We start from the raw sequence: 25151 nt of genomic DNA on the forward strand, positions 1-25151 counted from the left end.
CACCTGCCATAAGGGTACGGTTAGGGAATGTATTCCAGGTCAGGCAAACGCCAGATTGGAAACCGGATAGCGCATATGGTGAACAACATTGATAGTGCTGCACAAATTCATAGTTGAAGCATTTACATTTAGGTCAATAGGGCAGTGCGCAGTTTGCATATCCTTCCTTGAAAAAGCAGCTCCGGGCATAAACAATAAAACCGAACGAAACAGCGTGAGGATAAGGGATCCTAAAATTAAGAAGGCGATAGTAATCAGTCCTATACCACGAAATTCGCTGACAGCGCACTTAGGGTAATTTCCAGTTTGTCGAAATTCAACTCTCCATAGCAACGATAATGCCATGAAAACGTTAATTGCAAAGAATGAAGAATTAAATATTTGCCATTGATCGGCAGTTTTAATTTTCGTCAACAGACTCAAACAAACAAATCCATCAGCATCTGCAAAAGCGTTATAAAGCATGACAAGTATCGTCGACAATTCGGTATAAATAGGTTCAGGTGACTCAATAGTAATCCATTGTAATCGCCATATATTTTTAGACAGCCAGGTTATCGCATATAGTAAAATGTTTTATAGATTGATAAAACAAAATATAACCGGGCGATTGGCTTTAATTAATTTTCTAAACCTCCAGTCGCGCCCGCTATCAAAGAAAAGTTGATATAAACCAAAACTTTATACAGATGGTTAGCAGTAATTATGCACTAACGAAGTTCAGCCGTCTGCAATACTACAAAACCAGGATCAATTATGCTTGGCCACCAGTAGCGTAATACCATGCCTTAAAGATGTGAGAAGCCTGTTTTCCGTTGCTTAAGCTATATAGATTATTGGACTACCAAATCCCATGGATATTTTATTCAATGGTTTCCGGAAATTTGGCACCAGCACGTTGGTTCATGGATGTACATTGAAGCTGACTAGTCAATGATCGATTTTGTTGATTGAGTTTGTCGCCTAACGTATAAATACCAACCTTGAATTGTAGTCTGTATGCAGCGCAATAAGCTCCCCTACTCACTTTTGTAAACCATTTCGCTCGAAAGTTGCTGATTACCAGTAATGGTCTAAACAAACAGCTATGATTTTAAAACCGGGCTAATTCATGTATTCCGAATCATCGTCGTTTAATTAAGGACTTTATCATCCAAACGAGAATTAAATACGCTGAACATTCCGCGATACACCTTAACGAAATTTACCAGAGCAAGCATCGATAATTTCGACCGTCAAACAAAAGAATTCTGAAGTAAACGACATTATGATCGAAAAGAATACCACCCCTGATGAAAACCCGCAAACACGCATTTTCGCGAATGTACCCGGCAATCTAATTTATTAATCAAAGCAATATTGAACAATCAGGCAGAAAGATCGACCCAGGGATATCCCACGCTTAAAACATAATTCCAAGCTTAAATTCAATTCACAACAAATCGCTTAACGCTTTATCAAAAATAGCCGTAATCGCATCCTCTTTTATAAACCTAATTAAACAACCGGCTGCGATCATATTGATCAAACTTTAACTCAGCGATGGATAGTTATCGTAAATACACCAGCTTCCAGGCGCTGAACATTACGCGTATTTTTACTGGCGAAAAACAAAATCACGCTACATTAATTGCGTGTTTAAACATCAAAACTATAGCCGGTGCTAAATATCGTTTTTTAAACTTCCCGGGATTTTTCTTCCCGCAGTTATGTGGTAAATACTAGCCCGGATTGCTATACAATATACTTAATGTTTGTGCAGCAGCCAAGATTAATCAACGACCGTTTTAAGGGACCGTTCGCGCACTAGAATAAACTTTGCCCCTTGCTGTAATTACATCGCAACGCTGGTTTAAGGTGCTTGTATGCCGTAAAATTACCAGCCACATTGGCACCGTAATATGACATTTACGGTGCAGGTGGGTACGGCCGGAAATCATTCCGCGGCGGTTAATATCCGTATTTCAGCGTTTCTACTTTCCAGGATATCAGGGAAAATATCCGGCGGGTCGTTAGAACCCTTGGGCGGCCAGGACCCACCAATGCTTCATTTTGATCCCGGGTGAGTTCACAGTATCTGTCCCCAGTGGTGATAATTGTAAGCCAGGCCTGAAACGGCATTTACTTTGTCTGTTTCAACCTTGAAATTGACATTGCCAACACCAGTTTTCAAGCAATTGCAGGGGATCCACCTTACGAATGATTGACCTGAAAAGTAGTGGGCAATCTATTATTTTTGCCGCTATGGCAAAGAACAGCCCCGAAACTCCCTTAATGCAACAGCATAACGCCATCAAAAAGCGATATCCTGACGCAATCTTGCTGTTTAGGGTGGGAGATTTTTATGAAACCTTTGGTGAAGACGCTATCATTACCAGCAGGGTTCTGGGCATTACCTTAACAAAAAGAAATAACGGTGCGGCATTTAGCAGTGAACTGGCCGGGTTTCCCCATCATGCGCTCGACACCTACCTCCACAAGCTGGTTAAGGCTGGTTACCGGGTGGCCATTTGCGACCAGCTCGAAGATCCAAAACTGGCGAAAGGTATCGTAAAAAGGGGTGTTACTGAGATGGTTACGCCGGGAATTGCTACCGGCGACAAAATGCTTGAGCATAACAGCAACAACTTTCTCGCGGCAATACATTTTACCAACGACAATGCGGGGATTGCCTTGCTCGATATCAGCACAGGCGAGCTGTTCGCAAGTGAGGGCGACCTGGAGTATATCGATAAATTGCTTCAAAGTCTTAAACCGGCAGAGGTTATCTTTCAACGCAATTACCAGAAGCACTTCAAAGAAACGTTTGGAAACAAATTTTATACTTATACCATCGATGCCTGGGTTTTCGATGAAACCTACGCAAACGAAAGTTTGCTGAAACACTTTCAAACGCATTCACTTAAAGGTTTTGGCGTTGAAGCAATGCCACTGGCAATAATTGCCTCCGGTGCGATATTTCATTACCTAAAAGATACCGAACACCCCAATCTTCACCATATTACGTCCATTCAGCGGCTTGAGAAAGATGATTACCTGTGGATGGATCGCTTCACCATTCGCAACCTTGAATTGCTTGGCAGCGGAATCGAAAATGGTCAGAGTTTGCTTAGGGTTCTTGACAATACATCGAGCCCAATGGGAGCCCGGCTGCTCAAAAGATGGATCGTATTGCCCCTCAAAGACATCGGAAAAATCAATGAACGGCTTGACCTGGTGACCTTTCTCATTAAAGAAACCGACCTGCGCCTTAAAATCATACAGCACATTAAACAGGCAGGGGATGTAGAAAGGCTTGTAAGTAAGATCCCGCTTAAGAAAATTAACCCACGCGAGGTTTTGCAAATTGCCCGTGGCCTGCAACAGGTCGATTCCATCCGGCAATCTGCGCTGCACGCCTCGAACGATTACCTGAAGCGGCTTGCAGACGCACTTAACCCCTGCCAATACATTCTTGATAAAATATTACGGGAAGTCGTGGAAACCCCACCGGTACAGGTTGCCAAAGGCGGGGTTATCCGTACTGGTGTACATTCTGAGTTGGATGAACTCCGTGCAATAGCAAGCTCCGGTAAAGACTTCCTGGTGCAGCTGCAGCAGAAAGAATGCGAGCAAACGGGAATCTCTTCACTTAAGGTTGGCTTCAATAATGTATTTGGCTATTACCTGGAGGTTACCAACCTGCATAAGTCGAAGGTGCCCGACACCTGGATGCGAAAACAAACCCTAGCCAACTGCGAACGTTATATTACCACTGAATTAAAATCCTACGAAGAAAAGATCGTTGGCGCCGAAGACAAAATCCTGGCGATTGAACAGGAGCTTTACGAAAAGCTGCTGCTTGAACTCCAGGATTATATTGCACCCATGCAGGTAAACGGCAATGTACTGGCCATGCTGGACTGCCTCTGCTGCTTCGCCGAAAACGCGCTGCATTTCAATTACAAAAAACCAACCCTTCATAATGGCCTCGATTTCGACATCAAAGAAAGCCGGCACCCGGTAATCGAACGCAACCTGCCGCCTGGTGACGCCTATGTGTCCAATGACATTTCACTTGATCCGGTCAACCAGCAGGTAATCATTTTGACCGGCCCAAACATGAGTGGAAAAAGTGCATTACTGAGGCAAACCGCCTTAATCACTTTGATGGCACATATGGGTAGTTTTGTTCCGGCTTCATCGGCAACCATACCTCTTACGGATAAGATATTTACAAGGGTGGGTGCAAGCGACAACCTGAGTGGTGGAGAGAGCACCTTTATGGTTGAGATGAATGAAACCGCGAGTATTGTAAACAACCTGACACCGCGTAGCCTGATCCTGCTGGACGAAATCGGTCGTGGTACAAGTACCTACGATGGTATCAGCATCGCCTGGAGCATTGTTGAATACCTGCATGGCTCGCCACATACCCCAAAAACGCTTTTCGCGACCCACTACCACGAACTAAATGAGCTTGAAAATAAACTCCCCCGTGTAAAAAATTACCACGTCACCAACAAGGAGGTAGGCAACAAGATTATCTTTCTTCGCAAGCTTGCACCTGGTGGCAGCACACATAGTTTTGGTATTCATGTAGCAAGAATGGCTGGAATGCCCCCAAAGTTAATTGAGCGCGCAAACGAAGTGCTGCAACAACTCGAAAGTAAACACGTGGAAATGGAAGAAAGCGGCACAACGCTAGCCGGCAACGTAAAAAAGCTTTCGGCACCAAAGTTACAATTGAGCATCTTCGATATGCATAGCGAAACCTTTGACGAAATCAGGACGATGCTGGGTGATATCGACATTAATCGCCTTACTCCGGTTGAAGCGCTCATGAAGCTAAATGAGATCAAAAACAAGATCAAATAACCGCCTGCTGGATGAATTTATGGGGGCATGTGGAGCCCCCAATTCGAGTCAAGTAACTGGTGCTATGGCTTGTTCACAGTCTCTCCCTTAATTATGCACGAACACTTCAGTAAACAACATTGCAGCCGGAGATCTCCTTTGATCTTAAACTTTAGCATGAGAAATAAATGAGTACACCAGGTTTGATCTTCGACCGCTGAACGGTTATATTTGGTAATGAGATGCTTTTTAATATTTGCCCTTCTTTTTACCGCAGCCTGGTGCCAGGGCGCCCGACTTGAATCGTCCGTAGGGTGCTCCGATCTTGCGCAAATCAGCAGCCCGGCATACAATCCTGATTTTCCACTATCGGGCCCCCGGGCCGAAGTTACCGGCGCGATCTCGGCCAGGAAATTAACACTTCGCGAAAAGATCGGCTATTGGTTCATCAGCCGCAAATTCAGGAAGGCTTCGCCCGATAAGATTAGTGCTGAACGGGGAAATACAAATGCGATCCTTGGATTTGTTTTTGCGTGTTGTGGGCTCTTTATAACACCACTATTTGCTATCCCGGGGCTAATCTTGTCGGGTAAGGCCATAAAACTTGAAAAGACCTTTCCAGGAACCATCACCAAAAGCAATCACAGCCTGGCTAAGGCCGGCGAGATTATGAGCTATATTATGCTAGGGCTATTGGCCGTAGGATTGATCATCATTTCGGCTTATTTCCTAATCATGGCAAACAGGTGATCAACTGTTTTCTTCCCAGACTTTTACCAGGTTTACCAACATTTCTACTGCTTTTTCCATGTCTTTTACCCCCACCCATTCCAGTTTGCTATGAATCGCCTGCATTCCGGTAAAAAGATTTGGACAGGGCAATCCAATAAAGCTTAGCCGGCTACCATCAGTTCCGCCCCTGATACTTTCCTTCCGCACTTTCAGGCCGCTACGTTTATACGCCTGTTCTGCATAGGCGGTAACCTGGGGGTGAAGGTCAAGCACCTCCTTCATATTGCGATATTGTTCCTGGAGTTTAAACTCCATTTTCGCTTTTGGGTGCTTCAATAAAACTTTCTCGGCTATTTCCTGCAGGCGTTCTGCATTAGATGCCAGTCCTTCACGGGTAAAGTCCCGCACGATAAACTCCAGGGTTGCTTTTTCGGCGATTCCCTCTATACGCACGGGGTGAACAAATCCTTCCCGTTTTCCCGTTGTTTCCGGACTAAACCCCTTTTTCGGAAGAGCAGCCAGCATTTCACCCGCAATCTTTAGCGCGTTAACCAGTTTACCTTTTGCATAGCCCGGGTGAGCAATAACGCCGTGGATGGTAATAATCGCCGCGTCGGCGCTAAACGTTTCGTCTTCGAGCATCCCGGCTTCTCCCCCGTCTAATGTATAGCCGTAATCAGCGCCAAGTTTTTTGATATCGACCTTTGCGGTTCCTCTTCCAACTTCTTCGTCGGGTGTAAACAATATTTTGATGGTGCCGTGTTTAACTTCCGGGTGATTCACCAGGTAGTTTGCCATGTCCATGATTTCAGCAACACCGCTTTTATCATCAGCACCCAACAGGGTACTTCCGCTTGCAGTGATAATCCCATGCCCGATATGCTTTTTCAAGTAGGGGTAATCTTTGGTGCTTAGCACCTGTGTATGATCGTCGGGCATTACAATATCGCTGCCGTCGTATTGGGTGTGCAACAATGGCTTTACGTGGGTTCCGCTGCAATCAGGCGCAGTATCCACATGACTGCAAAAACAGATTACCGGCACCTGCTTTTGGGTGTTTGCAGGGATGGTAGCGTATACGTATCCATATTCATCCATGTGTGCGTCGGTGAGACCGAGTGCCTGCAGCTCATTGGCAAGCATAAGCGAGAGCTCCTTTTGCTTACCGGTAGTGGGCTGCAAATTGCTTTGCGGATCGGATTGCGTATCAACCTGCACGTACCTTAGAAAGCGATCTACGACGGTAAATTCGTAATCTGTAAACATCTTTTGAATTTTGAGCAAGTTAACAGAATTTGCAAAGGCCAGGGTAGCAATTAACCCTGTTAACGCACAAAATAAAGCTGCGCAATGCGTTGCCGATGAACGGAATGCGACGCAACAAAAGCTAAATAGAATTCATCGGCCGGTACCAAAAAAACATTATTCTTATGGCGAACCATTCGGGACCGCTTATTAAACAAGGTTGGATCAGGGCACTCCTGTTTATTATAGGGCTTTTTACAACGATGTTCTTCCTGGAACCTTTGTCGAGACTTTTGCTTGCACAACTGGCGGGCGGCGCCGAGCCCTCTATTAATGATCCGGCGAACTTCCTGGTTATGTATGCGATTACAGGCATCGCGATGTTGCTGATTACCTTTGGTTACCGCCGCATCGTTGACCGGGCAACCTTTGTATCCCTGGGTTTTGCCTGGAAGGGATTTACAAATGAAGCCTGGCTGGGCTTTTTTACCGGTCCGGCCATACTTGGGATTGGCTCGATTATACTGGTACTGGCAGGGTACATTGGCTACTCCGCAGTGGAATGGTCGGCACCTTCATTCGTGATTGCAATTGCCGCAATGATATTGGTTGCTTTTGTAGAAGAGACGATTTTCCGGGGATACGTGCTGAACAACCTGATGTCATCGTGTAATAAGTGGGTTGCCCTTGCAATCTCTGCACTTTTGTTTGGGCTTGTACATGGGGTAAATCCGGGGGTAAGTTTGCTTGCGGTAACGAACATTTTTATCGCAGGCGTATTCCTGGGCATCAATTACATTTATACCCGTAACCTTTGGTTCAGCATCTTTTTCCATTTTTCATGGAATTTTTTCCAGGGTCCGGTTTTTGGCTACCAGGTTAGCGGCCTGCAACTTCCCGCAATTTTTCAACAGTCGCAAACGGGGCCGGAATGGTTTACGGGTGGATCGTTTGGCTTTGAGGGTTCCTTGCTCTGTGCTTTGTTACTGATTGTATTCTTGCTGCTCTACAACCGGCTTTTTGCAAAACAATATGGCGCTATTGACCCTGTTGCACTGCCGGCGGCAAACAAAAAAGCCCCGGCTGGTGCCGGGGCCGCGATTGTTTAAAACTGCATTATGGGGTAATGATCAATGAGGGCGTTCCTTTGATGTCGACCAGTTCAAGATCGAATACAAGGTCCTCACCTGATAAAGGATGATTTGCATCAAGCACCACCGTTTCTTCCCTAACTTCTGCAATGACAACCGGGAAGTTTCTACCCTGGCCATCACTCATATTCAGTTGCATACCTACTTCTGGTTTCATCTCTGCAGGAAAGCGATCAATGGGGAATTCCATAAAGAGATCGTCCTGCTTTGCGCCATACGCTTCATCAACAGGAATGTGAATGGTTTTTTTATCACCTACTGCCATGCCGGTAACACCGTTATCAAATCCGGCGATTACGGCTCCGCTCCCTACCTCGAATTCAAGCGGTTCGCGGCCTTCACTGCTGTCGAAGGTGGTTCCGTCGGTAAGTTTACCATGATAGTGCACCTTTACAGTATCACCGTTTTTTACTTGTTGCATATGCTTGTTTTTAATTGTTCTTTCAATCGGTGTTGCGTACTATCGCTACTCCGCTAGCTCCCTGCAGGTTGAAGCACAGGTATCTACACCCATGCAGGAAAGTGCCAAAACTACGGGTAAACCCCGGTAATTTGTCCTACTCCAAAGTTGAGCATCTGCGATCAATGGCCAGGGATCAACCATAGCCAGATTATCCGCAGCATCAATGCTCCGCACTCATCAGCTCAATGCCGGAATTCTGATGAAGATTAAACTACAAAAAATGTTCCCTGAAGAAAGAGCGAATGCAGATCATCTGCAGACCATACATCTAATGGCAAAGACATCTTCTTTTGCCGCACGGTAAAGAGTTGCCATATTTGCGGGGTAAACTACTTAGATCAACTGCGATCAGTCATAAATCCTGACATGAATTAAACTGAAACACTTAACTACGGTATGAACGGTTAAGTAAGCTGCAGAAATCTGTAATAGTTTGTTTCAACATGCGAGGGGCAAAGTTGACCAACTAAACAGTAACCCAAATTGTTATACTCGTTTAAAAAAGGGAAATTATGGATGCGACCAGACACCGGATTGTTTTTATGGGTACACCAGAATTTGCGGTCGCCTCCCTTGATGCGCTGCTCAAGGCAGGGTTTAATGTGGTTGCTGTGATTACTGCGCCGGACAAGCCTGCAGGCCGGGGAATGAAAACGACAGAAAGCGCGGTGAAGAAATACGCTGTTGAGCATAGGTTGAACATACTACAACCAGAGCGCCTGAAGAACGTGGAATTTCTTGACCAACTGCAACAACTTAAAGCTGACTTGCAGGTAGTTGTTGCATTCAGGATGCTGCCTGAAGCTGTTTGGAATATGCCACCCCTGGGCACAATAAATCTTCACGGTTCACTCCTGCCGCATTATCGCGGGGCTGCTCCAATCAATTGGGCGATTATTAATGGTGAACATGAAACTGGGGTAACAACCTTCAAACTCAAGCACGAAATCGACACTGGGAACATCCTGCTGCAGGAAACCATCCCGATCGGGCCGGATGATACTGCCGGCGAGCTTCATGATCACATGAAGGAAATTGGCGCCGCACTACTGGTGAAAACTGTTGCAGGAATCAGCACGGGCACGTTGGGGGAAACCCCTCAGTCAGCCAGGTTGTTCCAACCAGAGCACGCGCTCAAACATGCGCCAAAAATTTTCACCGAAACATGCCAGCTCATTTGGTCGTTATCGTGCAACCAACTGCATAATCATATTCGGGGACTCTCACCTTATCCCGGCGCGCTGACCCAACTGAACGGTAAAATGCTAAAGGTTTACCGGGCAAGCAAGGAACTTACCGTGCCCACACATTCGCCGGGAGCCGTACTAACCGATCATTCCTCCTACCTGAAGTTTGCCTGTGCAGATGGATACATAAACATACTGGAATTGCAGCTGGAGGGAAAAAAGCGAATGGCGGTGCAGGATTTTCTCAGGGGCTACCGGCTACAAGGATGACGCCTTGTTGTTGTTGGCAAACAGGGGTCCCATGTGTTTTGGCCGGCTTAATACCCTCTACTTGTTGCTTAACATTAGTCGCAGCGCAGTCATGATCGTGGCTGCTACGTAGGGCGAAATTGCCCCGGAACAACACCGCAAACCCCTTTTCCTGCCTACTCCGTTGTTTTCCTGCAATCAGTTTCAACGTTTATCTTTACAACCATTAAACCACTAACTAACATGCTGAAAATTGGGGTATTTGGCGTAGGTCACCTGGGGAAGTTTCATTTGAATAACTGGAAAGAAATCAGCGGTGTTAAGATCGTGGGTTTTTACGATCCGTATGACGAGATTGCTAAAGAAGTAGCCGAAAAATATGAACTTAAACGGTTTTTAGATGCGGATAAACTTATTGATGCTTGTGACGCCATTGATGTAATTGCACCGACAAACCATCATTTTGCATTATGCGAAAAAGCGATCCGGAAAGGTAAACACGTTTTTGTTGAAAAGCCGCTTGCCCACACGATTGAAGAAGGCAAGCTTTTGGTCAATATGGCCAAGGAAGCAAATATTAAGATGCAGGTAGGGCATGTAGAGCGGTTTAACCCGGCTTACCTCGCGATAAAGGGTATCCCGATCAATCCGATGTTTATCGAGGTTCATCGCCTTGCACAGTTTAATCCGCGCGGCACGGAAGTAAGCGTAATACTGGACCTGATGATCCACGACATCGATATTATCCTGAACATGGTTAAAAGCGATGTAAAAAACATTGTTGCAAACGGAGTGGCCGTGATGACTGAAACTGCGGACATCGCAAACGTAAGGATCGAGTTTAACAATGGTTGCGTGGCAAACCTTACCAGCAGCAGGATCAGCATGAAGAAAATGCGTAAAATGCGGCTCTTTCAAAAAGACTCCTACATTGGAATTGATTTTCTTGAGAAAAAAACGGAGATCACCAAATTGCTGCACGAGCCTGATAAAGATGCTTTTTCTTTCGACATAGAAACGCCGCAAGGAACAAAAACAATTGCCATCTCCAAGCCGGTGATCCCGGAGGTAAATGCCATTAAACTTGAACTAACCTCTTTTGTAAATTCAATTGTAGAAAATAAACCGACTGTGGTTAGTGAAATCGATGGCTTCCTGGCCATGGAAGTTGCGCATCAGATATTGGAGAAAATTTCCAACACAAATATCCTGGTGTAAGTACATTCATGAAATCCTTCAAACCCCTGCATATCGGCTGGTATGTATTCAGCGATGTACTCGCTGCTGCGATTTCATGGTGGTTACTTACATTAATCCGGAAGATTTTGCTGGAGGAGACTGGCACTACCCTGCTTCAGATATTAAGTACTGACCCAGCCTTTCATGTGACCGTTATTTTCATTCCCGTATTTTGGATTTTGTTTTATGCGCTTACGGGAACATACACCCAGTCACTTTACAAAAAGTCGCGGCTAAATGAGTTTACCAACACCTTTATCATTTCGCTGATTGGTTGCCTGATGATCTTTTTTGTGTTCATGCTAAACGATCATTCTAAAGACTACACTTACTACTACACCGTATTTTTCAGCTTTTTTGCGCTGCAGTTTACGCTCACCTTCCTGGGCAGGTCAGCCATACTCAATGTTACCAAGTCGCATATACTCCAGCGTAAGATAAAGTGGCCAACAATTATTGTGGGCAACAATGCCGGGTCGGTGCGTGTGGTAAACGAGATACAAAAAAACTTCAGTACGCTAGGCTACGAAATGGTGGGATACATTCCAACGGATTACGCCAACAAAAACGGGCTCAGTAAACTACTTAAGCCCGCAGGTGACCTGGACGCTCTTGAGACGGTAATCGACCAGCACAACATACGACTGGTGATTATTGCGCTTGATAAAAAGCAGGATCATATGACTGAGAGCATCGTTGACCGCCTGAGTGAAAAAGATGTTGAAATCAAGTTGGTCCCCAATGCGCTCGACATTCTTGCGGGTTCAGTAAAAACCAGCAATGTACTGGGGGCAATGCTCATTGAAATTCACAACGGCCTTATGCCGGAGTGGCAACTGAATGTAAAAAGGCTGATCGACGTACTTGCTTCTGTTTTTGGACTTGTTGTACTAAGCCCCTTGCTGATCCTTGCTATTGTTCGAACAAGGCTCTCCTCTCCGGGGCCCATCTTTTATTCACAGGAACGTATCGGATATAAAGGCAAACCCTTCGCCATATATAAGTTCCGCAGTATGATTGCTGATGCTGAAGCAAATGGCCCCGCATTGTCGAGCGATTACGACAACAGGGTCACAAACTGGGGTAGGTTTATGCGAAAGTGGAGGATCGATGAATTGCCACAATTGGTCAACATCTTGAAAGGCGAATTAAGCCTGGTAGGCCCGCGCCCTGAACGCAAGTACTATATCGACCAGATCATGGCAATCAACCCCTATTACAAATACCTGCTTAAAGTTAAACCCGGGCTTACCTCGTGGGGAATGGTGCAGTTTGGTTATGCCTCGTCGGTAGAACAGATGATTGAGCGCATGAAATACGACCTTGTATATATCGAAAACATCTCGCTCCTGCTTGATTTTAAAATCATGATTCATACCTTAAGAATCATCTTCAGGGGTGTCGGCAAGTAAGGCTTTAAATTTGCCATATCTACCTAACTTCAAATAAAAATTTCCGCTCTTTTGAAACAAATACTCTGTGTCCTGTTAAGCTTTGGCTTCGTTTCAACCTACAGCCAGTCACAATACTGGCAACAGGAAGTCAACTACAATATTAAAGTCAGCCTGACCGATAGCAATCACAGCCTTGATGGATTTGCAAGAATTGAATACATAAATTACTCCCCGGACAGCCTTTCATTTATTTGGTTTCACCTATGGCCGAATGCCTACAAAAATGATAAAACTGCCTTTAGCGAACAATTACTAAAACTGGGCAGAAAAGACTTTTATTTCTCAAAGCCGGAGGATCGTGGATACATTAACCGGCTCCAGTTTAAAGCAGACGAAATTGCTGCCCGGGTAGAAGAAGACTCTGCCAATATCGATCTCATAAAATTGATTTTACCGCGTACCCTGCCCCCCGGTGCGAAAACGATCATTACGACTCCGTTTCATGTTAAACTACCTTTCAATTTTTCGCGTGGTGGTCATGTGGGGCAAGACTACCAGGTAACCCAGTGGTTTCCAAAACCTGCAGTATACGACAGGTATGGCTGGCATCCGATGCCCTATCTTGACCAGGGAGAGTTTTATAGCGAGTTTGGCAGTTATGATGTGGAGCTTACCGTGCCTTCGATTTACCAGGTTGCAGCCACCGGGGTACTCCAGGATACAGAAAAACTTAACGAGCTTAAAAGCAAGGGTAAGGTAAGTACAACCGATTCAACCACTACCTGGCGTTACAAGCAGGATAGCATTCATGATTTTGCATGGTTTGCAAGCAAAGATTTCTTAGCCAGTTACGACACGGTTATGCTATCATCAGGAAAAAAAATTGACGTTTTCTCCTATTATCACGATAAGGATAAAGCTAAATGGGGTAAAACGATTGATTATGCAAAACAGGGTATAAGGCATTATAGTAACTGGATCGGGGATTACCCCTATACGGTTGCAAAGGTTGTGCAGGGAAGCGAAAACGAGAACAGCGGCGGTATGGAATACCCGACCATAACATTAATTACCACTGAAGAAACGGGCCATGAACTTGACGCCACCATCGTGCATGAAATCGGCCACAACTGGTTTTATGGAGCGCTTGCAAGTAACGAACGCAACCACCCGTGGATGGACGAAGGCATGAACACCTATTATCAAAAGCGTTATGAACTTAGAAAATATAAAACGTATGGTTTCCTTCCAACAAGGGCGAAGGGACTTGCACGGAAAGCACCTGAAGACGAAGAAGAGCTGTTCTTAAAGCTGATTACAAAGTTAAACCAGGACCAACCCATTGAAACCCCATCTGCGAAGTTTACAAAAGTTAACTATGGTATCATCGCCTATCTTAAAGCAAGCCGCTGGATGGCGCTGCTGGAAAAACAAGTGGGTACGACCACGTTCGACAGTTGCATGAAACAATATTACCGCGAATGGAAGTTTAAACATCCCTACCCGGCTGACTTCAAAGCATCAATGGAGAAAAGCAGTGGCAAAAACCTTGACTCCGTATTTACCTTGTTACATAAAACGGGATCCGTTACAGGCAGCAACTACAATCGTGCTCCCCGGCTTACGGTACTTGGCAACCTTAATGCTACCGATAAATACAACTATGTTAGCCTGCTTCCTGCAGTTGGTTATAATGCTTACGACAAAGCGATGTTTGGGGCCATGTTGCACAATTACCAGCTTCCGCTTAACCGCTTACAGTTTTTCGCCGGTGCAATGTATGCAAGCGCCACTGATAAGCTAAACGGGTTTGGCAGGATTGGCTATAACACCTACAAGAAAAAGTATCACGTTGAAACCGCACTGAGTGCAATCAGCTACTCACAAAACAACTTTACCACCGAGTCGGCAACAAAACTAAATCTTAGGGTAAACCGGTTAGTACCATCCGTTAAGTTGACCCTCTTCGATAAGGATCCGCTGGAACAAAGAACATTTGCGATCCACTGGAAAACTTTTCTGATCAATGAGGATGCGCTTCAATTTCAAACCATCATAGAACCCGGCCCCCCTGCAGATACAAGCGATATAGTGACTACCGCAAAACAGCACCGGACAATTAACCGGCTTAGCTTAACCTATGCCGACCAACGCGCACTCTACCCTTACAGCTTAAACCTGGTGGCGGACCAGGGTAAAGACTTTATCAGGGCCGGTTTTACCGCTGAGTATTACTTCAATTATGCAAACAACAAAACGGGTTTAAGTGCCAGGTTATTCGCCGGTAGATTCTTTTACCTGAATGAGCAAACGTTCCAAAGCCAAAGTGCCACCGACCGTTATCACCTGAATATGACGGGTGCAAAAGGCTATGAAGATTATACCTACAGTGATTACTTTATCGGGCGAAATGAATTCGATGGCTGGATGAGCCAGCAGATTATGCAACGGGACGGTTTCTTTAAGGTTCGTACCGACCTGTTGGGCAGCAAAATTGGCAAAACCGATGACTGGTTAATGAGTTTAAACCTGGTAACCGACTTTCCGGAAAAGATAAATCCTTTAAGTATATTGCCGATTAAAATTCCGCTAAAAGTATTTGCAGATTTTGGTACCTACGCCGAGGCATGGCAACAAAACCCGGCGAGCGGTCGATTTTTGTATGATGCAGGTTTGCAGCTTTCGCTGTTGGGAAGCCTGGTGAATGTTTACCTGCCAATCCTATACAGCAAGGTTTATCAAAACTATTTTAAGTCAACGATCACCGAGAAGCGATTTCAAAAAAACATAGCTTTTTCAATCGATATTCAAAAGCTGCAGAAAAGTAAATTATTGCCCGGTTTGTCCCTGTAGCAGCAAACCGATCTTTCTGGTTGAGCTGCTGAGTCGAGGAGCAAAGAATTCCTACCTTAATCGTGTGGGTGCGCTAACCCTTTAGCCGGCTTACACCGGTGCGGCGCGTTTCTTCACCGCAATTAATCGCGACACTACTAAACAGCAGGCAGCAACTTAGGGTTGTAGGTTGCCGAACTTGTTTGTCCATTCCAGCATACCACCGGAAAGATTATGGGTATTGGTAAAACCCTGGTGCTCCAGCATCAAACATGCCATTTGGCTCCTGTTTCCGCTTCTGCAGTAACAAATCACTTCCTCGTTTTTCAGGTTTTCAATCTCCTCGATATCCATATCCTGGATCTTTCTAAGCCTGATGTGCCGGCCACCGATATGGAACTCACTGCGCTCGATATCCTCGCGAACGTCGATCAGGTTTAATTGTTCCCCGGCTTCGATACGGCTTTTTAATTGATCAACGGTGATGTTTTGCATCGTAAGTTTTTTAATTCGTTATTGAATGTCGTTTGCAGGCTCCTGCTGTTCAGGCCGGGCTGCTGCGCTATCTAACACCGGCTTTTCCTTACTTAAGTACAGGTCTATTGTTTGACCCGGCTTAATCCGGTTGTGTTGCTTTTGCCCCGCTTCTTCACCACTGTATACATTTGGATTCTGACGGTAAACAAAAGCATTTTCAGTATCGGTAACATCTAGGTCGGCAACGGGGATATAGTTCAAATTAACGTTGCGCAAGTAACTCTTTGCCTGTTCGTAAGTTTTGCCAACCAGGTTTGGCACCGGCATTTCTGAATCGCTTACGCCATTTCCAAGCACAAAACCGATTTCACTGCTCATATGGATTTTGGTGCCCGCTTTTATGGGCTCACCTTTATAGAGCTGTTCAAGTACCGCGTTTTTAGCAATATCGGGGCGGAAAGTCGTATCACCCATCCGAAGTCCCAGGTTTTCGAGATACATCTGCGCATTGCGTATTGAAAAGCCGATCAGGTTTGGCATTTCTACCAACGGCGGCTCCGAACGGTTAATGGTAAGGTAAATCGTGCGGTTTACTTTCACCGACGACTCTGCTTCGGGGCTTTGTTTTACAACTGCAGACGGAGCAATCGAGTCGATATAAACCGAGTCCTGTATCTCAACTTCAAAACCCTTTTGGTTCAATATGGATGTTGCTTCAGTAAGGGTTTTACCAAGGATCGATGGAACCCGCTCGTATTTACCATGTTTGGTAATAAAGTCAAGCGACCCCAGAAACAACATAATGAGAATAGCCGTTAGCAAGATCACCGCGAGAATATTCACCCATAACGGCTTGTGTGTAAGAAATTTGAACACGTTTGGATCTTTAAATAAAAATAATTAATAATTAAAACACTCCTCGATAAGCGCCGTATAAAAATCCTTCAGGTTCCACCCCATGGCTCTAACCTGCTGTGGTACAATACTGGCCTCGCTTTGGCCGGGAACAGTGTTCACTTCCAGCATATAAGGCTGGCCGTCTTGCTCGTTATAAATAAAATCAATGCGTACGATCCCCCGACAATTCAATAGGGAGTAGATCTTGCTGGCGGCTTCCTGTACTTTCTTCACAACATCATCAGGCGCCTGTGCGGGTGTAACCTCTTCACTCATCCCGGCCACATACTTTGCCTCATAGTCGAAAAAGTCTTTTTTGCTGATCACTTCGGTAATCGGCAAAGTCACAATCTTGCCGCCAGATCGAAACACGCCTATTGTAAATTCACGACCAGCGATAAATTCTTCAACCAATACCTGGTCATCCTCTTTAAATGCTTTCGCAATTGCTGCTTCCAAACCGGCGGGTTCTGTAACTTTCGACATCCCGATACTTGAACCACCATTATTGGGCTTTACAAAAACCGGGAACTTCAAACTGCCAGGCTCTTCAGCTCCGGTGGCTGTTTTCTTCAGCAACAAAACCGAACGTGCAACCGATATTCCACCAAATGCAGCCACTGCCACGGTGTAGCGTTTATTAAAAGTCAGGGCAGAGGTTGAAGCATCGCAACTGGTATACGGAATTTTAAGCAGGTCGAAATAGCCCTGCAGCTTGCCGTCTTCACCAGGAGTACCGTGAATACCGATCAGGACAGCATCAAACGTAATTTTGTTATCGTTTACTGTAATTGAAAAGTCGTTCCTGTCTACCGGGATATCCTCTCCGTCCTCATTTTCATACCACCAACCCGATGGATGAATGTCAATCTTGAAGACGTCGAATTTGTCTCTGTCAAGATTGTTTTCAATGGTAATTGCACTCTTGTAAGAGATCACCGCTTCACCACTATAACCACCTGTTACAAAGGCAATGGTTCTTTTGCTCATGCTGTTTTTTTACTGCGGCAAAGAAAGGAAAAAATAAATATAGCGGGTAGATGTATATGGGTGACCCATAGCCCCAATGCCGCCCGGACATGAAAAAGGTGAAGAAACAGTATCCTTCACCTCTATATTCCGGGAAATATCACCCGGCTGTATGAATGTCGCCGTTCATGGCAACAAGTATGGACCTGGTAAGCGGCTCGTTTCGCCGACGTTTTTTTTGGCCCGGCTTTAGTGGTTCTATTAAGCATCCTTGCGTCGCACTCTTGTACTGCAACTCATTACGGGGCGTGGTTTACAAATCCTGAATTAAACCGCTGACTTAACGCTTTCAAAATTAGCCTGTTTTGAAAATCGCCGCAAGCTTTTAGAAGCGAAAAGTTTTGCACATTTCCAACGTATCATTGGCCTTTTCAGGTAGTTGTTCCTGGCAAAGACACGCCATGGCAAGCATTATAACCTGGCCCTGCCAGCATCCCAATCAATAAGAGATGCCGACGGTCCTGCTGCACTAAATGTGCATTTTCTCTTTTTTCTCTAACAGTTCTTCTACGGTCTCACGGTACATCTCATCGGGTACACAGCAATCAACCGGGCATACGGCCGCACACTGGGGTTCTTCATGAAAGCCCTGGCATTCGGTGCATTTATTTGGAGTAATGTAGTAGGTGTCAACAGCTATCGGCTCCATACGTTGGCTGGCCTCTACAACTGTACCATCCAACAATACAAATGTGCCTTTAACCGCAGTACCATCTGCCATTGCCCATTCAACTCCTCCCTCATAGATCGCATTGTTTGGACATTCCGGTTCACAAGCACCGCAGTTTATACATTCATCAGTTATTTTAATAGCCATGTTAATCGGTTTATATGCTTTTTATCGTTGTAAGTTTGTATAGCAAAAATAAGGGTGACAAATGATTTTACAAGAACGAATTGACTTGTTGGTGAGACTTGGTGAATACCTTTCGGAAAACGATGAAAGTTGGGTGCGGACAAAGGCAAAAGCATACAGTAAAAATCCCTGGTTTATACCTGAATTTATAGATCACGCTGCAGCCAATATCAAAGAGCAATTTCTGCAACGAGCCCAACTTGAACATTGGGCAACCTCCTACGGTTTAAACGCGCAGGTTGTTCCTCCTAAAAGGGTCGGGCTGGTGATGGCGGGTAACATACCGATGGTTGGTTTCCACGACATGCTTTGTATATTTATTACCGGGCATGAACAGCTTATAAAACTGTCTTCAAAAGATGAGGTACTCATCCCTTTTTTGTTGAACAAGCTTAACGAGTTTGACCCGGCTGTAAGCAACTACATCAACGTTTCAGAAAAACTAAATGGCTGCGAAGTGTATATTGCTACCGGGGGCAATAATACCGGCCGCTACTTCGAATATTATTTCGGCAAATACCCCAACATCATCCGTAAGAACCGCACAAGCGTAGCTGTTCTAACAGGTGAGGAGTCAGTTGAACAACTGGAAGCCCTCGCTGACGATATACAGCTCTATTTCGGGCTGGGCTGCAGGAATGTGACCAAGCTATACGTGCCCGACCATTACAACTTCGAACCCTTACTGCAGGCTTTAAGGAAGTACGATCATTTTATGGAGTTCCATAAATACCGCCATAACTATGACTACCAGCTTGCCTTACTGATGATGGGTAACAAGTTTTACATGACAAACGACTCAATATTATTTTCGGAAAACAAATCCCTCTTCTCAGCTGTTAGCCAGGTACACTTTGAATATTACAGCGACAAAAATGCATTAACAACGTCATTGGGCTCAAACACCGATTTGCAATGTATCATAGGGAACGATTTTGTACCTTTTGGACATGGGCAGAAACCTCGACTTGCCGATTATGCAGACGGGGTTGATACGATGAAATTCTTGCTCAGTTTGGATCCCGAGATGGCAGGAAAGGCCTGATTGATGTTCCGACGAAAAGGCGTATAGTTGATGCGTAAACATTTGAAAGCGACATTTTTGCTATCCTTCGCCGCAAATACGACAGTCTTCGTCAAACATTTGTTAATTGGGCAAGGGCTTATTTGCTTAAATCAGGGTCATTCGTTTATTTGCTTTAGCAGGCATGTATTTTGAGAAAATAACATTAAACCAACTTGAACATGAAATTCAGAAACATCTTATTGGTAGTGCTGTTGAGCTCCACCACAGCGCTGTTGAGTGTTTGGGGTTACAATAAATACGACTCATACCAACAAGCCGGAACACAGGAACCTGGTAAACTGCCTGTGAACTATGCCAAATTCTTTGATAAAGATCTTGCACCGGCCGGGGCCATCGACTTTACTGCTGCTTCCATGTCAGCTACTCCTGCAGTGGTACATATTAAAACAAAAACCAAGGCCCGGCAGGTATCAAATAACCTTCCCCGCGGCAGGAACCCGTTTTCAGATTTATTTGGCGATGGCTTTGAAGACTTGTTCGACTCACCACGTTCACGTACTATTCCGGAGCAACGTGCAAGCGGTAGCGGTGTCTTCATTAGCAACGATGGGTATATTGTTACCAACAACCACGTAATTGACGGGGCTGATGACATTAATGTCACCCTTCCAAATCGTCGTTCCTATAAAGCTACTCTTGTAGGTACAGATCCCAGTACCGACATTGCCGTATTAAAGGTGGAAGGAAAGAACTTTCCTTATATCGTTTATGGTAATAGCGACGAAGTAAAGCTTGGCCAGTGGGTTCTTGCAGTAGGTTATCCACTTACCCTTGATGTAACAGTTACAGCTGGTATCATCAGTGCTAAGGCCAGGTCAATCGGTATCAACAGCAGGCAGAGTGAGTCTCCCATTGAGAGCTTCCTTCAAACTGATGCGGCAGTTAACCCCGGAAACAGCGGAGGTGCCCTGATAGATACAGAAGGCCAGCTGGTCGGCATTAACTCAGCCATTGCTTCTCCTACCGGAAGCTATGCCGGTTATTCTTACGCTATCCCTGTAAACATTGTTAAAAAGATAGTTAACGACCTGATCAAATTTGGCACTGCACAACGCGCTTACCTTGGAATTCAATATGCACCGGATAATATTCCCGAAGAGCGGAAGAAAGAAATGGGTATTAAAGAGGGAGATGGTGTATATGTAACAGAAGTTCCTGCAGGTGGTGCAGCGGCAGCTGGTGGCATCAAGAAAGGAGATTTTGTTACCAAGATCAATGGAATTGCAGTAACCACCGGCCCTGAAATGGTTGAGCAGGTTACCCGCTATAAGCCCGGTGATAAAGTAACCATCACTTACGTTCGTGAAGGTAAAGAGAACACAACTACCCTCACACTGAAGAATAAGGTTGGGAATACCGATGTTGTAAAATCACAAACCATCATCGATAAGCTCGGGGCTGAACTCGTAACCCTGGAAAAACAAAAAGCGGCAGCTTACGATATTCCTGGTGGTGTAGTTGTAAAAAAGGTTGGATCGGGTGCTTTTAAAAACACACGTATCCAGGATGGATTTGTAATCACCATGGTAAACGGAAAAGAGATTACCAGCGTAGAGCAGTTAAAACAGGCACTTGACGCAAACAAGGGTACTACTGTTAAACTCGAGGGCATTTACCCCGGCTACGAAAGCAGCTATGGCTATCCTTTGAATCTATCAGGTCTCGACTAATTTGAAAACTTCAAGTATAAAATAAAAACCCGGATGAAAGTCCGGGTTTTTGTTTTATAGCACTTTCAGAAAGCTTCCGGGCAAAGAACGTAGCATTAAGATGAGCAGCACCGCCTTATTTGTAGTATACCAGGTAATCCCATGCCTGTAATTCAAAGCTTACATTTTCGTCGAAGTAATAGGGTATGCCTGAAAATGCGCCGGTGTACGTGCCCGATAACGACGCCTCGGGAAGTAGAAAGCGCTGCCGTCCGGATGCGGATAAGTTCAATATCACCACAACTTCCCGATCGCCCTTGCTCCGTTTAAAGGCGAAAATATTTGCACTGGAAGCGTAAAGGCGGGTAAGGGTTATACCAGGATCGCCATTTTGCATGGCAGGATGTTCCCGTTTCAAGGTCAGCAGTGCCCTGTAAAATTGTTCCAGCGTATTGGTTCCTGTCCATTGAATAGGGTCTTTTTCAAAAAAGGCGAGCCTTCTTTTATTTGGCAACTCCTGCCCGCTATAAACAAGGGGTATGGCGTTCTGCCAGGTAGCACATAATACGGCAAACGGTTTCGCAGCGTCGCCTAACCGCTCATATTCACTACCGCTATGCGAATTCTCGTCGTGGTTCGAGGTAAAAAAGGCCTTCACGCCATGATGACCTGCATCCGGTTTAAGCGCGTCTTCAAGCCCATGCATGTTGATCTCTTTTTTCCAATACGCTTCCATCGTATGCAGAAACTGCCACGCATACACTGCGTCGAACACCTGGAAATAGGCTTGCTCCTCCGTTTCTGCCAGCCAGAATAACTTCTTTGTATTGTCCAGGCTCAACCTGGCTGATCTCCAAAAATCTATTGGAACGAGATGGGCCATGTCGCAGCGGAATCCGTCAATCCCGGTCTCCTCAACCCAAAACCGCATTGCACTCAGCAACGCTTCACGCATTTCGGGGTTATTGTAGTCAAGGTCAATCACGTCCTTCCAGCCGTTTGAGTCGTAAAATTCTCCCAGGTCGTTTTTCTTATAAAAATGAGGCTTTGCCTGTGTCCATTCGTGATCCCATCCGGTGTGGTTTGCTACCCAGTCTATGATCACTTTCATACCCAGGTCATGTGCACCCTGCACGAGCAGCTTAAACTGCTCAATTCCGCCAAATTCAGGGTTGGTTTGCGTATAGCTGCTGCAGGCATAATAACTTCCCAAGGATCCCTGCCGTTGTTTTACACTAATGGGTGTAATTGGCATAAACCAAAGAATATGAACGCCCATGTGTTTAAGCCGGGGCAACTCCTTTGCAAAAGCTTCGAAAGTGCCCTCCGTTGTATATTGCCGCAGGTTAACTTCATAAATATTTGCACCTGCTGCCCAGTCCACCGGGATAAATTTTTCGTCCATAAGGATAATGATTAGCTGTTGTACAAAGAAAGGTTATTGGCATCAACTCACGCAGCCAATCCCAAGCAATTCAAGAAAGCCATTAACATAATAATCGTGGGCATCGTTGTAACTTCGCACGATATGTAAGCCGGGTATCAGCCGGAATTTAAATGCAAATGAATGAAAACGTTTAATGTTCCTGTAACTTATCGGTCACCCCTTATCAGCGCAATTAAGGCTAAGCGGAAACAACAGGATAAACTTAAAAAAGACTTCACCCCAACAAAACTCGACTTCGGACCGGTTCAAATTTATCTTGCACGTCATTTTGGTTTTTGTTACGGGGTGGAAAATGCAATAGAGATTGCCTTCAGGACAGTTGAGGAAAATCCCGGCAAACGTATATTCCTGCTTAGCGAAATGATCCACAATCCGCAGGTGAACAGAGACCTTTTAGACAAAGGCGTGCGCTTTCTACAGGACACGTTAGGAAAACCCCTTATTCCTTTTGAGGAAATCACCGGCGATGATATTGTATTGATACCAGCCTTTGGCACAACGCTGGCGATGGAAGAAAAACTCCGGCAACTTGGCATTCGAACCGAAAAGTATAATACCACCTGCCCATTCGTAGAAAAGGTATGGAACCGTAGCGAACAGATTGCAAAGAAGTCGTACAGCGTTGTATTGCACGGCAAACCGGAACATGAAGAAACAAGGGCAACCTTTAGCCATTCAGCTGCCAATACCCCAACCGTTGTGGTGTACAACATGAAGGAAACTGTACAGTTGGCGAAATACATCACCGGTGAAAAAGCACCAGCTGATTTCTATGTTGAATTTAGTGGCCGATATTCGAAAGGTTTTGATGTTCAAAAAGATCTGCAAAGAATTGGGGTAGTTAATCAAACCACTATGTTGGCTAGTGATACCCAGGCGATAGCTGATTACTTGAAGCAGGTGATGGTCACCACTTTTAATTTAGATGCTGAGCATGTTCATGAACGATTTGCAGATACAAGAGACACGCTATGTTATGCGACAAACGATAATCAAAGCGCGGTTTATGGCTTACTCGAGGCCGATGCTGACCTGGCAATTGTTGTTGGCGGATATAATAGCAGTAATACCTCGCACCTGGTAGAGTTATGTGAAGAAAAGCTTCCAACCTATTATATCGACGCCGCGGATAAACTCATCTCAGCCTCTGAGATACTACATCATAATTTTCATACTAAACAGGAACTGCTCACCGGCGGCTACCTTCCCGCTCATAAACCGGTAAAGATCCTGATCACGAGCGGCGCCAGTTGCCCGGATGCCGTAGTTGAAGAAGTAATGCGCAAGCTCATATCATTTTATGGTATAACCTCCGGTCTCGAGGAAATGAAGGCATGTTTTCAATAATCTGCTCTGGCGAAAAGGTGATACAGGAGAATGAACTTCCATTTAAAAGGAAGCTAAGCTGAATTCTGCGTTGCCGTACAAGCGAGCCTGCCCGGATGACTCCGGTCGGACGAGCGTGGCAACGATGATGCAATAAAACACAACAGACGGTCCCAAAACCGGCTTTGAAGTAACCTTACTTTAGCTTAAACAATGTTCTTTGTGAGGGCCAAACATTCCTCAGATTGCCTCCTCAACGGTCGCAATCTTTTCTTTTGCAAGTTTCAGCGCTATCTTGAGTTGTTCTTCGGTAGTTAATTTAGAGTTGTCGAGTACAAAAGCATCTTTTGCCTGGCGCAATGGACTAAACTCACGATTGCTATCGATATAGTCGCGCATCTGAAGATTGTCTTTTACTTCTTCCAGCAAAACGTTGGGATTTTTTTCAAGCATTTCGCGGTATCTTCTCTCCACCCTGATAACGGGATCAGCAACCATGAAAATTTTCAACTCTGCTTTAGGAAAAACGGTTGTCCCGATATCTCTTCCATCCATAACGATACCTTTTTTCTTACCCATTTTGCGCTGCTCCTTGACGGCAAACTCGCGTACTTCCTTAACCGCAGCTACTTCACTCACCTTTTCAGCAACAAGCATGTCGCGAATCAGGTATTCCACATCTTCACCATTCATCACCATTTCGCTTTTACCCGTTTCGAGATTGTAGTGGAAATCAAGATTGATCTGTTCAAGAGCCTTTACCACCTCTTCACTGTTGTTCCAATCAACATGGTTCCTGAGAAAAAACAAAGTAATTGCGCGGTACATGGCGCCGCTATCGATGAAGACATAATTTAACTTACGGGCAAGTTGTTGAGCCAGCGTGCTTTTACCGCAAGAAGAAAATCCATCGATGGTTATTATGATTTTTCTCATGGGGTACTTCTGGTTTTTGCAAAAATGAAAAACTAATTTGATTGGTCAAAATCAAAGTGAATCGTAAGGAGGGTACAATAAAAAAGCCATCACTTTGTGGGTGATGGCTTTTTGTTGAG

General features: G+C 45.0%; 19 protein-coding genes. 10 read left to right on the top strand and 9 right to left on the bottom strand.

All coding sequences use genetic code 11. The features are described 5' to 3' along the window. Positions 1 to 39: 39 nt before the first annotated feature. Positions 40 to 483, bottom strand: a complete 444-nt coding sequence (locus EXU57_RS10395; RefSeq protein WP_133268135.1) for a hypothetical protein — start codon at positions 481 to 483, stop codon at positions 40 to 42. Positions 484 to 2244: 1761 nt separating this feature from the next. On the opposite strand from EXU57_RS10395, the gene mutS reads away from it, so the two are divergent. Together mutS and EXU57_RS10405 are read left to right on the top strand one after the other, a co-directional pair. Then, entirely contained in the window at positions 2245 to 4857 is a 2613-nt protein-coding gene (gene mutS / locus EXU57_RS10400; RefSeq protein WP_133268136.1) for a DNA mismatch repair protein MutS, read from the top strand. Between the two features lie 216 nt (positions 4858 to 5073). Beyond that, positions 5074 to 5586, top strand: coding sequence for a hypothetical protein (locus EXU57_RS10405; protein ID WP_133268137.1), 513 nt, complete (start codon positions 5074 to 5076; stop codon positions 5584 to 5586). Here EXU57_RS10405 and pepT read toward each other — a convergent pair whose 3' ends face one another. Further along, entirely contained in the window at positions 5587 to 6834 is a 1248-nt protein-coding gene (gene pepT / locus EXU57_RS10410) for a peptidase T (protein WP_133268138.1), read from the bottom strand. It abuts the gene before it with no gap. A gap of 164 nt (positions 6835 to 6998) precedes the next feature. Here pepT and EXU57_RS10415 point away from each other — a divergent pair, with 164 nt between their 5' ends. Further along, a complete protein-coding gene (locus EXU57_RS10415; RefSeq protein WP_133268139.1) occupies positions 6999 to 7922 on the top strand; it encodes a CPBP family intramembrane glutamic endopeptidase in 924 nt (307 codons plus the stop codon). 7 nt (positions 7923 to 7929) lie between these two features. Here EXU57_RS10415 and EXU57_RS10420 read toward each other — a convergent pair whose 3' ends face one another. After that, positions 7930 to 8385 (bottom strand): peptidylprolyl isomerase, encoded by a 456-nt coding sequence (locus tag EXU57_RS10420; protein ID WP_133268140.1) that lies wholly within the window; start codon positions 8383 to 8385, stop codon positions 7930 to 7932. A 554-nt stretch (positions 8386 to 8939) separates the two neighbouring features. Between EXU57_RS10420 and fmt the strand changes: the two genes are divergently transcribed. From fmt to EXU57_RS10440, 4 genes are all read left to right on the top strand, one after another. Then, a complete protein-coding gene (gene fmt, locus EXU57_RS10425; RefSeq protein WP_243745566.1) occupies positions 8940 to 9884 on the top strand; it encodes a methionyl-tRNA formyltransferase in 945 nt (314 codons plus the stop codon). Between the two features lie 222 nt (positions 9885 to 10106). Further along, positions 10107 to 11081: a Gfo/Idh/MocA family protein gene (locus tag EXU57_RS10430; protein ID WP_133268141.1), complete on the top strand. Its 975-nt coding sequence runs from the start codon at positions 10107 to 10109 to the stop codon at positions 11079 to 11081. 8 nt (positions 11082 to 11089) lie between these two features. Continuing rightward, on the top strand, positions 11090 to 12514 hold the full coding sequence (locus EXU57_RS10435) for a sugar transferase (RefSeq protein ID WP_133268142.1): 1425 nt from the start codon (positions 11090 to 11092) through the stop codon (positions 12512 to 12514). A gap of 51 nt (positions 12515 to 12565) precedes the next feature. Continuing rightward, complete coding sequence (locus tag EXU57_RS10440) at positions 12566 to 15349, top strand: M1 family metallopeptidase (RefSeq protein ID WP_133268143.1); 2784 nt, start codon at positions 12566 to 12568, stop codon at positions 15347 to 15349. Between the two features lie 156 nt (positions 15350 to 15505). Here EXU57_RS10440 and EXU57_RS10445 read toward each other — a convergent pair whose 3' ends face one another. The 4 genes from EXU57_RS10445 to EXU57_RS10460 form a co-directional block, all read right to left on the bottom strand. Then, positions 15506 to 15823, bottom strand: a complete 318-nt coding sequence (locus EXU57_RS10445) for a rhodanese-like domain-containing protein (RefSeq protein ID WP_133268144.1) — start codon at positions 15821 to 15823, stop codon at positions 15506 to 15508. Positions 15824 to 15841: 18 nt separating this feature from the next. Continuing rightward, positions 15842 to 16681: a PASTA domain-containing protein gene (locus EXU57_RS10450; RefSeq protein ID WP_133268145.1), complete on the bottom strand. Its 840-nt coding sequence runs from the start codon at positions 16679 to 16681 to the stop codon at positions 15842 to 15844. A gap of 24 nt (positions 16682 to 16705) precedes the next feature. Further along, a complete protein-coding gene (locus tag EXU57_RS10455) occupies positions 16706 to 17692 on the bottom strand; it encodes a D-alanine--D-alanine ligase (protein WP_133268146.1) in 987 nt (328 codons plus the stop codon). Positions 17693 to 18200: 508 nt separating this feature from the next. Then, positions 18201 to 18548: a 4Fe-4S dicluster domain-containing protein gene (locus tag EXU57_RS10460; protein ID WP_133268147.1), complete on the bottom strand. Its 348-nt coding sequence runs from the start codon at positions 18546 to 18548 to the stop codon at positions 18201 to 18203. Between the two features lie 61 nt (positions 18549 to 18609). On the opposite strand from EXU57_RS10460, the gene EXU57_RS10465 reads away from it, so the two are divergent. Then, complete coding sequence (locus EXU57_RS10465) at positions 18610 to 19632, top strand: acyl-CoA reductase (protein WP_133268148.1); 1023 nt, start codon at positions 18610 to 18612, stop codon at positions 19630 to 19632. A 200-nt stretch (positions 19633 to 19832) separates the two neighbouring features. After that, positions 19833 to 21344: a trypsin-like peptidase domain-containing protein gene (locus tag EXU57_RS10470; RefSeq protein WP_133268149.1), complete on the top strand. Its 1512-nt coding sequence runs from the start codon at positions 19833 to 19835 to the stop codon at positions 21342 to 21344. A gap of 115 nt (positions 21345 to 21459) precedes the next feature. Here EXU57_RS10470 and EXU57_RS10475 read toward each other — a convergent pair whose 3' ends face one another. Further along, positions 21460 to 22728 carry an alpha-amylase family glycosyl hydrolase gene (locus EXU57_RS10475; protein ID WP_133268150.1) on the bottom strand — a complete coding sequence of 423 codons (1269 nt, stop codon included), beginning with the start codon at positions 22726 to 22728 and terminating at the stop codon, positions 21460 to 21462. Positions 22729 to 22890: 162 nt separating this feature from the next. Here EXU57_RS10475 and EXU57_RS10480 point away from each other — a divergent pair, with 162 nt between their 5' ends. Further along, positions 22891 to 24117, top strand: coding sequence for a 4-hydroxy-3-methylbut-2-enyl diphosphate reductase (locus EXU57_RS10480; RefSeq protein ID WP_133268151.1), 1227 nt, complete (start codon positions 22891 to 22893; stop codon positions 24115 to 24117). Between the two features lie 219 nt (positions 24118 to 24336). On the opposite strand, the gene cmk is transcribed toward EXU57_RS10480, so the two are convergent. Further along, on the bottom strand, positions 24337 to 25032 hold the full coding sequence (cmk, locus tag EXU57_RS10485; protein WP_133268152.1) for a (d)CMP kinase: 696 nt from the start codon (positions 25030 to 25032) through the stop codon (positions 24337 to 24339). Positions 25033 to 25151: the final 119 nt, after the last annotated feature.

The organism is Segetibacter sp. 3557_3 (genome assembly GCF_004354985.1).
Lineage (GTDB): Bacteria > Bacteroidota > Bacteroidia > Chitinophagales > Chitinophagaceae > Segetibacter.